Origin of the sequence: Alsobacter sp. KACC 23698 (assembly GCF_045348435.1) — a bacterium.
Taxonomy (GTDB): domain Bacteria; phylum Pseudomonadota; class Alphaproteobacteria; order Rhizobiales; family Beijerinckiaceae; genus Alsobacter.
In genome coordinates this window covers 3,071,349-3,084,021 of record NZ_CP157484.1, presented here as the reverse complement: position 1 = coordinate 3,084,021, position 12,673 = coordinate 3,071,349, and the positions used below count along the sequence as shown (strand labels likewise).

Annotated in this window: 12 protein-coding genes; 5 read left to right on the top strand and 7 right to left on the bottom strand. The window is 69.8% G+C overall.

Translation table 11 applies throughout. The features are described 5' to 3' along the window. Positions 1–9 precede the first annotated feature (9 nt). Positions 10–687 (bottom strand): GntR family transcriptional regulator, encoded by a 678-nt coding sequence (locus ABEG18_RS14465; RefSeq protein ID WP_406853755.1) that lies wholly within the window; start codon positions 685–687, stop codon positions 10–12. A gap of 150 nt (positions 688–837) precedes the next feature. On the opposite strand from ABEG18_RS14465, the gene ABEG18_RS14460 reads away from it, so the two are divergent. Next, a complete protein-coding gene (locus ABEG18_RS14460; protein WP_406853754.1) occupies positions 838–1,632 on the top strand; it encodes an alpha/beta fold hydrolase in 795 nt (264 codons plus the stop codon). Positions 1,633–1,662: 30 nt separating this feature from the next. Here the strand turns inward: ABEG18_RS14460 and ABEG18_RS14455 are convergent, their stop codons facing one another. The 5 genes from ABEG18_RS14455 to ABEG18_RS14435 form a co-directional block, all read right to left on the bottom strand. After that, entirely contained in the window at positions 1,663–1,848 is a 186-nt protein-coding gene (locus ABEG18_RS14455; protein WP_406853753.1) for a hypothetical protein, read from the bottom strand. A gap of 96 nt (positions 1,849–1,944) precedes the next feature. Then, complete coding sequence (gene hydA / locus ABEG18_RS14450) at positions 1,945–3,366, bottom strand: dihydropyrimidinase (RefSeq protein WP_406853752.1); 1,422 nt, start codon at positions 3,364–3,366, stop codon at positions 1,945–1,947. A gap of 53 nt (positions 3,367–3,419) precedes the next feature. Further along, on the bottom strand, positions 3,420–4,655 hold the full coding sequence (locus ABEG18_RS14445; RefSeq protein ID WP_406853751.1) for a cysteine desulfurase-like protein: 1,236 nt from the start codon (positions 4,653–4,655) through the stop codon (positions 3,420–3,422). A 46-nt stretch (positions 4,656–4,701) separates the two neighbouring features. Beyond that, complete coding sequence (locus tag ABEG18_RS14440; protein WP_406853750.1) at positions 4,702–5,373, bottom strand: amino acid ABC transporter permease; 672 nt, start codon at positions 5,371–5,373, stop codon at positions 4,702–4,704. A gap of 58 nt (positions 5,374–5,431) precedes the next feature. After that, a complete protein-coding gene (locus tag ABEG18_RS14435; RefSeq protein ID WP_406853749.1) occupies positions 5,432–6,238 on the bottom strand; it encodes a transporter substrate-binding domain-containing protein in 807 nt (268 codons plus the stop codon). A gap of 168 nt (positions 6,239–6,406) precedes the next feature. Here ABEG18_RS14435 and ABEG18_RS14430 point away from each other — a divergent pair, with 168 nt between their 5' ends. Further along, positions 6,407–7,096 (top strand): FadR/GntR family transcriptional regulator, encoded by a 690-nt coding sequence (locus ABEG18_RS14430; RefSeq protein WP_406853748.1) that lies wholly within the window; start codon positions 6,407–6,409, stop codon positions 7,094–7,096. Positions 7,097–7,100: 4 nt separating this feature from the next. Here the strand turns inward: ABEG18_RS14430 and ABEG18_RS14425 are convergent, their stop codons facing one another. Next, positions 7,101–9,008 (bottom strand): ABC transporter ATP-binding protein, encoded by a 1,908-nt coding sequence (locus ABEG18_RS14425; protein WP_406853747.1) that lies wholly within the window; start codon positions 9,006–9,008, stop codon positions 7,101–7,103. Between the two features lie 129 nt (positions 9,009–9,137). Here ABEG18_RS14425 and ABEG18_RS14420 point away from each other — a divergent pair, with 129 nt between their 5' ends. The 3 genes from ABEG18_RS14420 (at position 9,138) to ABEG18_RS14410 (ending at position 12,672) form a co-directional block, all read left to right on the top strand. After that, a complete protein-coding gene (locus tag ABEG18_RS14420) occupies positions 9,138–9,938 on the top strand; it encodes a DeoR/GlpR family DNA-binding transcription regulator (protein WP_406853746.1) in 801 nt (266 codons plus the stop codon). Between the two features lie 104 nt (positions 9,939–10,042). Further along, complete coding sequence (gene glpD, locus ABEG18_RS14415) at positions 10,043–11,590, top strand: glycerol-3-phosphate dehydrogenase (RefSeq protein WP_406853745.1); 1,548 nt, start codon at positions 10,043–10,045, stop codon at positions 11,588–11,590. Next, on the top strand, positions 11,587–12,672 hold the full coding sequence (locus tag ABEG18_RS14410) for an ABC transporter ATP-binding protein (protein ID WP_406853744.1): 1,086 nt from the start codon (positions 11,587–11,589) through the stop codon (positions 12,670–12,672). Before glpD ends, ABEG18_RS14410 begins: the two co-directional genes overlap by 4 nt. Position 12,673: the final 1 nt, after the last annotated feature.

Below are 12,673 nucleotides of genomic sequence, written 5' to 3'. Positions count from 1 at the left end.
CGGGAGCGCCTAAGGAACGACGGCGAGGCGGGAGAGGGCGGCCAGGACGCGCTTGCGCGCCCGGGCCACGTGATCGGCGAGGAGGCGTCCGGCGGCGCGGCCGTCGCGCGCCTGCAGGGCGTCGATGATCGCGCCGTGCTCGGCGATCAGCCTCTCGCGCCCCTCGGGCGAGGACTGGTTGACGCTGACGATCACGAGCCGGTCGAACTGCTCGATGAGGTCCACGGTCGCGTCGCGCAGACGGCGATTCGCCGACAGGGCGGCGATCGCGATGTGCAGGTCGCGATTGTAGACCACGAAGGATGGGGCGGGGTCGTTCCCGGGAAGTCCCGCATAGCGCTCCAGCGAGCGGTAGGCGTCCAGCCTGGCGAGGGACTCGTCGGTCGCGCGGCCGACCGCGTCGCGGGCGCAGGCCGGCTCCAGGACGGCGCGCAGGTCGAACAGGTCCGCGGCGTCGGAGAGCGAGATGGCCGCGGCCTGGTAGCCCTTGCGCGGATGCACGACCACGAGGCGCTCGGTCTCGAGCCGCAGGAGGGCGTCGCGGATGGGCGATTTGGAGACGCTGAAGCGGTCGGCCAACTCGCCTTCGCGCAGCTCCGCGCCGGGCGCGATGGTGCAATCGAGGATCTGCCGCCGCAGCTCGCGGTGCACCTCATCGCGCATCAGGGACTGCGTTTGCGTCGACATGTGGAATATCATACAAGCGAATTCGGCTCGCACAAGGGGCGGATCGGAATTGACCGGGACGTTCCTGGATTGAATTCGCCAGCATCGGCCTGGCGTTTGGGAGCGCGCGGCCCAGGCCGGTGAAATATCATGCTAGGAGCAAAGAGGACGATGATGGACGTCAGAACGATCGAGATCAGCGGATCCGGCCTGACGGCCGCGCAGACCGGGGCGGGCCCGGACCTGCTCGTCATCCACTCCCTCCTGGCGGATCGGGCGGCCTTCGACGCCGTGCTGCCGTGGCTGGCCGAGCGCTTCAGGGTCACGCTCGTGAACCTGCCGGGCTTCCATGGCTCGCGGGTCATCGAGCCGGGAATCGACGCCTATGCGGACCATGTCGCGACCGTGTTCGAGGGCGCGGGCATCGCGCCGGGCGCGACCGTGCTGGCCAACGGCTTCGGCGGCACCGTGGCGCTGGCGATGGTGCTGCGCCACCCCTCCCTGGTCGGCCGCATGGTGCTGTCGGACGCGGCCGCCGGCTTCCCGCCCGCCGGCGCGGACGCCTTCCGGATCATGGCCGAGAAGGTGACGACGGAGGGGATCGCCTCGGTGGCGACCATCTCGGCCAACCGGGTCTTCCACCCGGCCTATCTGGCGCAGCACCCCGAAGCGGTGGACGAGCGCCGCGCCGTCCTGCTGGCGATGCAGCCGGCCGCCTTCGTGGCGGCCTGCAGGACGCTGATGGGAACCGATCTCGTGCCGGAGCTCGGCCGGATCCAGGTTCCGACCCTGGTGGTCTGCGGCGAACTCGACGCCGCCACGCCGCCGGCCCTGTGCCGGCAGATCGCCGACGGCGTCCCGGGCGCGACCTATGTCGAGCTGCCAGGCTGCGGCCATTGCCCGCCGCTCGAGCAGCCTGAGGCCTTCATCGCGGCCGTGCGGGACTTCCTGGCCGCGGCGGCCTGAAGCTCCGCTTCGCCGGGCGTCCGGCGCGGCTCAGTGCACCGCGGAGCTCGTGGGCGCGGTCGCCTCGATCTCGGCCTCGACCGCCTTCGCCAAGGCCTCGGCGGTGACGGGCTCGGCCATCATGACGGTGGTCAGGCCCCGGCGCTGGGCCTCCATCAGGGCTTCGACCAGCCAGGTGGTCAGCGCCTCGTCGTCCATTTCGTCGAAGGCGGGCATGGATCGTCCTCCGGCCGACGTCCCGGATCGGGACGTCCACAACGGCTGTGGCGGGAGCGAGGCAACGCGCGTGCCGCTGCCTCGCGTCCGGGCGGGTCAGCCCAGCCGGGGCGCCGCATAGGGAGAGATGTCCCGCTTCAGGAATTCGCCGCGCCCGACCGCGCCGACGACCTTGCCGTCGTCGAAGACGACTTCGCCGCGCAGCAGCGTCTTCACCGGCCAGCCGGTCACCGCATAGCCCTCCCAGGGCGTGTAGTCAGCGCCGTGGTGCATCAGCTCCTGCGAGATGGTGACCTTTCGGGCGGGATCCCAGAGCACGATGTCGGCGTCGGCCCCGACCGCGAGCGAGCCCTTGCGGGGGTAGAGCCCGTACATCTTGGCGTGGTTGGTGGAGGTGAGGGCGACGAACTGCTCCAGGGTGATGCGCCCCTTCACGACGCCTTCCGAGAACAGGATCGGCAGCCGCACCTCGACGCCCGGGATGCCGTTCGGAACCCAGCGGAAGGAGGAGCGCCCCTTGGCGGACAGCTTGCCCTGCGGGCTGTCATATTTGTAGGGGCAATGGTCCGACGAAAAGGTCTGGAAGACGCCCGTCGTAATGCCTTCCCAGATCGCCTCCCAGCTGGCCTCGTCGCGGGGCGGCGGAGAGCAGACATATTTGCCGCCGGTCTCGTCCATGTCGACGCCCTTCAGGTCGTCGGCCGTGAGCGAGATGTATTGGGTGCAGGTCTCCCCATAGACCTTGAGCCCGCGCTGCTGGGCCCAGCGGATCTGCTCCATCGCCTGCCGGCCGGAGACGTGCACGATCATGATCGGCACGTCGAGCAGCTCGGCGTGGGAGATCGCCCGGTGCGCCGCCTCGCGCTCGACGCTCTCGGGGCGCGACGCCGCGTGATAATAGGGCGCTGTCTTGCCCGCCGCCTCCAGGCGCTCGGTCATGAACTTGATGGCGTCGTAGCCCTCGCAATGGACCATCACCAGCGCCTTCTCGCGCCGGGCGACTTCGAAGACCTGCAGCAGCTGGCGGTCGTTCAGGACCATGTCGTCATAGGTCATGAAGACCTTGAACGAGGTGTAGCCGTCCGCGACCAGCGCCGGCAGCTCCTGGCCGAGCACGGAGGGCGACGGATCGGTGATGATGAGGTGGATGCCATAGTCCACGTGGGACTTGCCCTGCGCCTCGCGGTGATAGTTGACGACGCTCTCGCGCAGCGAAGCGCCCCTGGGTTGCACCGCGAAGGGGATCAGGGTGGTGTTGCCGCCTGCGGCCGCCGACGCGGAGCCTGTCTCGAAGCCGTCGGCCATCACGGCCTCGCCCGACGGCTGGGCGAGATGGACGTGGCTGTCGATGCCGCCCGGCATCACCAGCAGCCCGGTCGCGTCGATCGTCCGGGCGGCGTCCGTCACGGCCTCGGCCAGGATGGCGATGCGGCCGTTGCGCACTCCGATGTCGCAGCGGGTGACGTCGGCGGCGGTGACGACGGTTCCGCCGCGGATGGCGAGGTCGTAAGCGGGCATCGAAGGCTCCACGTCAGGGGGCGGGACGCCCCGGGGAGGATGGCGGCTCCCGGTCAGGCCAGCGCCTGGTCCAGCGCGCCGATCAGCCGGTCGACTTCGTCCAGCGTGTTGTAGTGCACCAGGGACGCCCGGATCACGCCGGAGCCTTCCGCCAGCCCGAGATTCTCCACCAGCCTGCGCGAGTGGAAATCGCCGAAGCGGATGCCGACCTTGTGCGGATCGACCGCCCTGACCACCTCGGCCGAATCCCGGCCCGTCGCCTTGAAGGAGATGGTCGGCGCGCGCACGGCGCGATCGGACGTGCGGGGACCCACGATGCGGATGTCGTTGCGGGCCCGGAGCCACGATAGAAGGCGCTCGGCCAGGGCCTCCTCGTGCCGGGCGATGGCGTCGAAGGCGCGGACCACGGCGGGCCGGCCCTCACCCCCGCCCAGCTTCTCCAGGTAGTCGACGATGCCGACGCAGCCCCAGGCGAGCTCGTAATTCGTGTTACCGGGCTCCAGCTTCCCGGGCACTTTGTCCTTGCCGTAGAACCAGTGATAGAGCCCGTCGAGCTCCAGCAGCTGCTCATGGCGTCCCCACATCACGGCGAAGTGGGGCCCATAGACCTTGTAAAACGAGAAGACGTAGTAGTCCGCCCCGGACGCAACGACGTCGACGGCGCGATGCGGCGCATAGGCGACCGCGTCGACGCAGAGCTGCGCGCCCGCCGCATGGACGCGGGCGGCGATCTCCGCGATGGGGTTGATGGCGCCCAGGATGTTGGAGGCGTGCGTGACGCAGACGAGCTTCGTGCGCGCGTTCAGGAGCGCATCGAGCTGGCCGAGGTCGATCTCGAAGCTGCCGGGGTCGATCGCCCAGGTGCGGAAGACGACCCCGCGCTCCTTCAGCTGCAGCCAGGGACCGATATTCGACTCGTGGTCGAAATCGGTGACGATCACCTCGTCCCCGGCCTGGAACTGGCTCGCCATCGCGGCGCAGAGATTGCGCATGAGTTGCGTCGTCGACGGCCCGAGCACGACCTCGTCGGCCCGCTCCGCGCCGATTAGGGTGGCGATGCGGGCGCGGGCCTGGGCCAGCCGCTCCGTGGCGTGGACGGAGGCCTCGTAGCTCGCGCCATGCTGGACGCTGGTGGTGAGCAGGTAATCGGAGATGCGGTCCGCCACGCCCTTGAGCACGAGCGACCCGCCGGCGTTGTCCATATAGGCCCAGTCGCCGAGCGCCAGCGCGGGGAACTGCGAGCGGACGAAGTCGAGGTCGAGCGTCGGAGGCGAGGTGTCTGGGCTCATGGCGGGGGTCCGTGGTGCAGGGTGGGGCGGCGAGGACGGCGCCGGATCAGCGCCGGCCGATGGCCCAGCTCTTCTCCATGTGGCCGACGAGGCGCACAAGGGGCAGCAGAATGAGGATATAGATGCCGGCGGCGGCCATCAGGGGCGTCGGGTTGGCGGCCAGCGCCTGGGCCTGCGTCGCCTGCTTCAAGAGGTCCGGCATGGCCACCACCGAGGCGAGCGCGGTGTCCTTCAGGACGTTGATGGCGTTGGACGTCATCGGCGGCACGACGATGCGCAGCGCCTGGGGCAGCACGACCTTGGACATCACCAGCCAGGGCGGGAGCCCCAGCGCGCGCGCCGCCTCGAACTGCCCGGAGGGCACCGCCTCGATGCCGGCGCGGAAGATCTCGGCGCTGTAGGCGGCCGCCACCATGGAGATCGCGGTCATCGCCGAGGTGAAGGCCGCCAGCCGCAGCCCGGCGAAGGGCAGGGCGTAGTAGATGACGATCAGCAGCACCAGGATCGGGATCGCCCGGAAGAGGTCGATATAGCCGATGGCCAGCAGGCGCCACGGCGTCGCGGCGTAGAGGCGCACCAGCGCCAGCGCGAGCCCGAGCAGGAAGCCGGCCACGATGCTGCTGACGCCGAGCAGCAGCGTGGTGCTCAGGCCCGACAGGATCAGCGGCAGCGTCTCCAGGAAGACGCGGCCGTTCAGGAACGTCTCGAAAATGTCCATGCCGGGTCCTGGCGGCCGGGGGAGGGCGCAAGGCCCGCCCCGGCCCGCGTCGGTTCAATCAGAGCTTGGGGATCTCGAGCACGGTGGCGGTGGCCATGCCGACATCCGGGTCGGTTCCGAACCACTTCTTGTGGATCGCGGCGAGCGAGCCGTCCTTCTTCATGGCCGTGATCGCGTCGTTGATCTTGGGCAGGAAGGGCGAGTTCTTGGCGGTCATCACCGAGTATTGCTCGGTGGTCTTGATCCGTTCGACGACGGCGAATTGCGGCTTGTCCTTGATGTAGTAGAGCAGCGCCGGGATGTCGGAGACATAGCCGTCGATGCGGCCGGCCGCGAGGTCCAGCATGGCCGGGTTGAGACCCTCGTAGCGGCGGATCTCCTTGACCTTGGTGGTCGCCTGGTTCTGCGTCGCCCACATGTCGCCGGTCGAGCCCGTGTCGACGCCGATGACCTTGCCCGCGAGGCCGGCCACGTTCTTGACGCCCGACGCCTTCGTGACGGTCAGCGACTGGTCGCTGTCGTAGTAAGGCTGGGCGAAGGCCACGCTCTCCAGGCGCTTCTTGGTGATGGTGATGGACGAGACCGCCGCGTCGATCTGGCCGGACTGCACGGCCGCGAACAGGCCCTGGAAGGGGATGTTGACGATTTCGGCCGTCATGCCGTTGCGCTTGGCGACCTCGTTCACGAGGTCGATCTCGAAGCCGACGGACTTGCCCTGCGCGTCCTGGAACTCCCACGGTACGTTGCCGATATTCGCGCCCACCTTGAGCGTGGACTGGGCGTTCGCCGATCCCGCCAGCCCCAGGGCGATCGCGATGGCGACGGTTGCGGTTTTCCAGGCGTGCCCCAGCGTGGCGTGGCGCATGTGAAAGTCTCCCCTCTCGCCGGCACTGGTCTGGCCGGTCTGACCAGTGCATAGTGATGGCCCCGGACCGGTCCGGTCAAGCCGATAGACGCGTCAGGCGGCGCCTCCCCGGAGCGCAGTCCGCCTTCGCGCCGTGCACAGGAGGACCCGCGCGTGTTGGATGCGTTCGTGCCCCATCAGCGGCGGAGCTCCAGCAAGACGCCCCATGACGTCGCGGCCAGGATCCAGCAGCAGATCGTGGACGGCACGCTGCGGCCCGGCGACCGGCTGCCCGCCCAGCGCGGGCTGTCGGAGAGCATGGGGGTCAGCCGCGCCTCGCTGCGGGAGGCGCTGTCCGTGCTGGAGACGCTGGGGCTGATCGACATCAGGCCCGGACTGGGCGTCTTCGTCGCCCATCCGGCGTCGGGCGGTCCCCGCGGCCGAGTCCTGGACGCCGGATCGGCGCGCGACGTCTACGAGGCGAGGCTCGCCCTGGAGGGCTCTGCGGCCGCGCTGGCGGCCGAGCGGATCGAGCAGGAGCAACTGGCGCATGTCGCCGCGCTGGTGGAGGACATGACCGAGGCGATGAGCCGTTCGGACCTCGTCGCCATGGCGGCCTGCGATTCGGCGTTCCACGACGCCATCATGGAGGCGGCGCGCAACCCGCTGCTGGCGGGCATGTACCGCTCCGCCCGCGCCGCCATGGAGGAGACGCAGCGCGCCCCGATGGCCGGGCGCGCTACGCTGGCCGACACCGTGGCGGAGCACCGGGCGATCGTGATGGCGCTGGCGAGCGGCGACCCCGCGGGCGCGATGGCGGCGATGCGGCGCCATATCGCCGGCTCGGCCCGCCGCCTCGGCGTGGCGCTCTCGATCTGAGGCCTCAGCGGTAGCCGGCCGCCTGCAGCTCGAAGAGTTCGGCGTAGCGGCCCTGGGCGCGGACGAGGTCGTCATGCGAGCCTTCCTCGACGACCCGGCCGCCCTCCACCACGACGATGCGGTCGGCCATCCGGACGGTGGAGAAGCGGTGCGAGATCAGCACCGCCGTCCGCCCGCGGCTGAGGTCGCCGAAGCGCTGGAAGACCTCGAATTCGGCGCGCGCGTCGAGCGCCGCGGTGGGCTCGTCCAGGATCAGGATGTCGGCGTCCCTCATATAGGCGCGGGCGATCGCGATCTTTTGCCATTCGCCGCCGGAGAGGTCGTAGCCGTCGCTGAAGCGCTTGCCGAGCGGCTGGTCGTAGCCTTGCGGCAGCCGGGCGACGACCTGGTCGGCCAGGCTGCGCTCGGCCGCGTCGCGCACGCGGATTTGGTCCTGCGCCTCGGCGATGCGGCCCATGCCGATGTTCTCGCCTGCGGTGAAGTGGAACCTCACGAAGTCCTGGAAGATCACGCCGACATGGCTGCGCAGCTCCGCCAGGTCGTAGTCGCGCAGGTCCCGGCCCTCGAGGAGGATGCGGCCTTCCGTCGGGTCGTAGAGCCTCGCCAGCAGCTTCACGATGGTGGTCTTGCCTGCGCCGTTCTCGCCCACCAGGGCCAGGACCTCGCCAGCCTTGAGGTTCAGGTTCAGGCCCCGGACGGCCCACCGGTCGGTGTCGGGATAGCGGAAGCCGACATTCTCGAAGGTCACCCCCCGCCGGATCGGGCTCGGGAAGGGCAGCGCATGGGCGGGCGAGAGAATGTCCGGCCGGATGTCGAAGAAGGAGAACAGGTCGTCCAGATAGAGCGCCTGCCCGGCGATCTGCGAAAAACCGAGCAGCAGGCCCTCGAGCAAGGTGCGCAGCCGCAGGAAGGAGCCCGCCAGGAAGGTGAGGTCGCCGAGGCTGAACTGCCCCTGCACGGTCCGCAGCGCGATCACCGCATAGGCGACGTAATAGGCGAGCGCGCCGAGGGCCGCCAGGCCGCCGCCCCAGGCGGCGCGGCGCACCGCCAGGCGGCGGTTGTCCCGGTACATGGCGTCGGCGTAGCGCCTGAACCGCTCGACCAGGAAGTCGTTCAGGCCGAAGAGCTTGACCTCCTTCACGGTCTCGACGCTGGAGCCGAGATAGCGCACATAGTCCAGCTTGCGGCGCTCCGGCGTGCGGAAATAGTTGAGCCGGTAGCCCTGCGCGTTGAAGTGGATCTCGCCGATCAGCGCCGGCGCGAGGGCCGCCAGCAGCATCAGGATCAGCAGCGGCTCATAGGCCATCAGCCCGGCCGCCAGCGAGGCGACGGTGACGAGATCCTGCGCCTGGCCGAAGAGCTGGGTGAGCAGGGTGGTGCGCCCGGTGACCTGCCGCCGGGCCCGCTCCAGCCGGTCCTGCTGATCGGTGTTCTCGAACTGGGCGAGGTCCAGCGTCGCCGCATGGCGCATCAGCCGGATGCTGGCGTGGTTGCTGTAGAGCTCGGCGAGAAGGCTGTCGACGAGGTTGCTCGCCCGGGCGAGGGCGTCCGCCACGATGGCGAGGCCGAACTCGGCGGCGACCAGCAGGCCCAGGCGCGCCAGGCGTCCGCTCGCCAGCCAGTCGGACAAAGCGGGGCCCGGAGCGCCGGCGCGGGTCTGGAGCACGACCTCGTCGATGATCAGCTTGCCGACGTAAAGCGCCGCCACGGGCAAGAGCGCCCGGCTGAGGCGCAGGATCATGCTGCCGAGGGTGAGGGAGGGGCTCGCCTCCCAGACGAGGCGGAACAGGGCCGGGATCCGCCTGAGCGCGCCGAGGCGGGCGCGCCAGGTCTGCGTCCCCGGCGGCGGCGGACGGTCCGCGGCCGGGGGACGCGCATCGGGGGCTGGAGAGCTGGCGTGAGCTGACGTCATGGACGCCCTAAGGTGGGGCTGCGGCGACGCCTTGTCGACCGGCGCACGAAAACACGCGGTTCACGCGCGATTTTGACTGAAACGCGCGCAAATCGAAGCTATGGTCGCACAGAAGCCGGAGGGAACCGGATGCAGACCCTGTCGCCTCGCCAGAGCGAGATCATCGGGCTCGCGCGCATGCAGGGGCGGGTCAGCGTCGACGACCTCGCGCTGCGCTACGAGGTCAGCCCCCAAACCATCCGCAAGGACCTGAACGAGCTCTGCGACCAGCGGATCCTGTCGCGCGTGCATGGGGGCGCGGTGGTGGCGTCCAGCGTCGAGAACCTGGCCTATGAGGCGAGGCGCTTCATCGCGCGGGACGAGAAGGCCGCCATCGGGCGCGCGGCGGCGTCGCTCATTCCCAACAACGCGTCCCTGTTCATCAATATCGGCACGACGACCGAGGAAGTCGCGCGCTGCTTGAAGGATCACGCCGGACTGCTTGTCATCACAAACAATCTTCACGTGGCCACGCTGCTGTATCCGCATCCCAAGATCGAGGTGATCGTGGCGGGCGGGCCGGTGCGACGGTCGGACGGCGGGGTCGTGGGCGCGGCGGCCATCGACCTGATCCGACAGTTCAAGGTGGACTATGCGGTGGTCGGGACCTCCGCGATCGATCCGGAAGGCGTGCTCCTGGACTACGACTACCGCGAGGTGCGGGTGTCGCGCGCCATCATGGAGAACGCCCGCAAGACGCTGCTGGTGGCCGACAGCCTGAAATTCGAGCGCTCGGCCCCGGTGCGCATCGGCCATCTGGGCGACGTGGACATGTTCGTGACGGACCGCGTACCGGTGGAGCCGATCCGCGAATTGTGCCGCCGGGAGTCGATCGAGGTGATCGAGACCGGCCCGCCGTCGCCGGGACATGGCGCCGCGGTGGTCGACTGATTTCGTTTCAAGTTTCGTTTTGCGATTGCGCGCAACCTCGACACTGGTAGTCTGGCGGTCAAGCGAGGGCTGACTCGCACAGAATGGTGCAGGGAGAACGCTGAGTGACGGACGAGACGTTCGATCTCGCCATCGTCGGAGGCGGCGTGAACGGCGCCGGGATCGCGCGGGACGCGGCCGGCCGCGGCGCGTCCGTGGTGCTTTTCGAGCAGAACGACCTCGCCAGCGCCACCTCGTCCGCCTCGACCAAGCTGATCCATGGCGGGCTGCGCTATCTCGAATATTACGAGTTCCGTCTGGTGCGGGAGGCGCTGAAGGAGCGCGAGGTGGTCTGGGGCATCGCCCCGCACATCGTGTGGCCGCTGCGCTTCGTGCTGCCTCACCACGCGGGCCTGCGGCCGGCCTGGCTGCTGCGGCTGGGGCTGTTCCTCTACGACAATCTGGGCGGCCGCAAGCTGCTGCCCCCGACCCGGACGCTGGACCTGACGCGCGATCCGGCCGGACGCCCGCTGAAGCCGATCTTCGCGAAAGGTTTCGAATATTCCGACGCCTGGGTGGAGGACGCGCGGCTCGTGGCGCTGAACGCCATGGATGCCGCCGAGCGCGGCGCCTCCATCCGCACCCGCACCCGGGTGGTCGGCGCCCGGCGAGCCGAGGGGCTCTGGCGAATCGAGACCGTGACGCAGGACGGCGAGAGCGCCGTGACGTTCGCCCGGACCCTGGTCAACGCCGCGGGTCCCTGGGTGGCGGAGGTCGCCAACGCCACGCTCGGATCGAACATTCCGGCCGCCGTCCGGCTCGTCCAGGGCAGCCACGTCGTGGTGCGCAAGATCTTCGACGGCGACCAGTGCTACATTTTCCAGAACTCCGACAACCGCATCGTCTTCGCCATTCCGTATGAGCGGGACTTCACGCTGATCGGGACGACCGACAAGGACTTCTCGGGCGACCCCTCGACGGTCGCGGCCAGCGAGCAGGAGGTCGAGTATCTCTGCCAGGCGGCCAGCGAGTACTTCAAGGCGCCGGTGAGCCGCCAGGACGTGGTGTGGACCTATTCGGGGGTGAGGCCGCTCTACGACGACGGGGCGTCCAAGGCCCAGGAGGCCACCCGCGACTATGTGCTGACGCTGGACGCGCCCCCCGACGGCGCGCCGATGCTGTCGGTGTTCGGCGGCAAGATCACCACCTATCGCAAGCTCGCCGAGGCGGCTCTGGCCAAGCTCGACGGCCTTCTGCCGGCGGCCGCCAAGCCCTCATGGACGGGCGGCGCGCCGCTGCCGGGCGGCGACTTCCCCAAGACCGGCTTTGACGACCTCGTCGCCGAGACGGCGCGGCGCCGGCCCTGGCTGCCGGCCGGCCTCGCCCGCAGGCTCGTGCGGGCCTATGGCACGCGCACGGAGCGGCTCCTGGGCGACGCGCGCAGCCTCGCTGATCTCGGCCGCGTCTTCGGCGCGGACCTGACCGAGCGCGAGGTGCGCTACCTGATGGACGAGGAGTTCGCCCGGACGGCGGCCGACGTGCTCTGGCGGCGCAGCAAGCTCGGCCTGCGGCTCACGGCCGATGAGCAGGCCGAACTGGCCGCGTTCATGGATCGTCGCCGTCCCGCCCCGGCGAGCCAGGCGGCCGACGCCGAAAGGCAGGCCGCGCCATGACGCTCGAACTCCAGTCGGTCGGCAAGGACGTGGGTCCCGACACCCATCTCGACGACATCTCGATGACGCTCGAGAACGGCTCGCTGAACGTGCTGCTGGGCGCGACCCTGGCCGGCAAGACCTCGCTGATGCGGCTGATGGCGGGGCTCGACGCCCCCACCCGGGGCCGCATCCTCGTCGACGGCCGCGACGTGACCGGACTGCCGGTCCAGAAGCGAAACGTCGCGATGGTGTACCAGCAGTTCATCAACTACCCGGCCATGACGGTGTTTGAGAACATCGCCTCGCCGCTGCGGGTCGCCGGGCGGAGCGCGGCGGAGATCCGCGCCAAGGTGGGCGAGGCGGCCGCGATCCTGAAGCTCGAACCCTATCTGGACCGCAAGCCGCTGGAGCTTTCGGGCGGCCAGCAGCAGCGCACCGCCATCGCGCGGGCGCTGGTGAAGGGCGCGGACCTAGTCCTCCTCGACGAGCCGCTCGCCAATCTGGACTACAAGCTGCGGGAGGAATTGCGCGAGGAGCTGCCGCGCATTTTCGCCCAGTCGGGCGCAGTCTTCGTCTATGCGACGACCGAGCCGTCCGAGGCGCTGCTGCTGGGCGGGGCGACCGCGACGCTGTTCCAGGGTCGGCTGACCCAGTTCGGCCCGACCGCGGAGGTCTATCGCCGGCCGCACGACCTCGTGACCGCGCAGGTCTTCTCCGATCCGCCGCTGAACCTGATGACCGGCGCCCGCCATGGCGGGATGGTGTCCCTCAGCACCGGCCAGGTGGTCGCCACATCGGGTCCCTTCGCCGGCGTTCCCGACGGGCGCTACGAGCTGGGCTTCAGGGCGCATCACCTGGGCCTCGAGAGGACCAGCGCCGACGCCATCCCGCTGGCCGCCACGGTCTCGGTGGTGGAGATCACGGGGTCCGAAAGCTTCGTCCACATGGATGTGGGCGGGCACCGTTTCGTGGCCCTCGTCCCCGGGGTGCACCGGCTGGAGCCCGGCTCCACGCTCACCGCCTATGTGGAGCCGCGCCGCCTGTTCCTGTTCGATCCGTCCGGCCGCACCGTCGCGGCCGATTTCGCACTCGCCGCGTGAG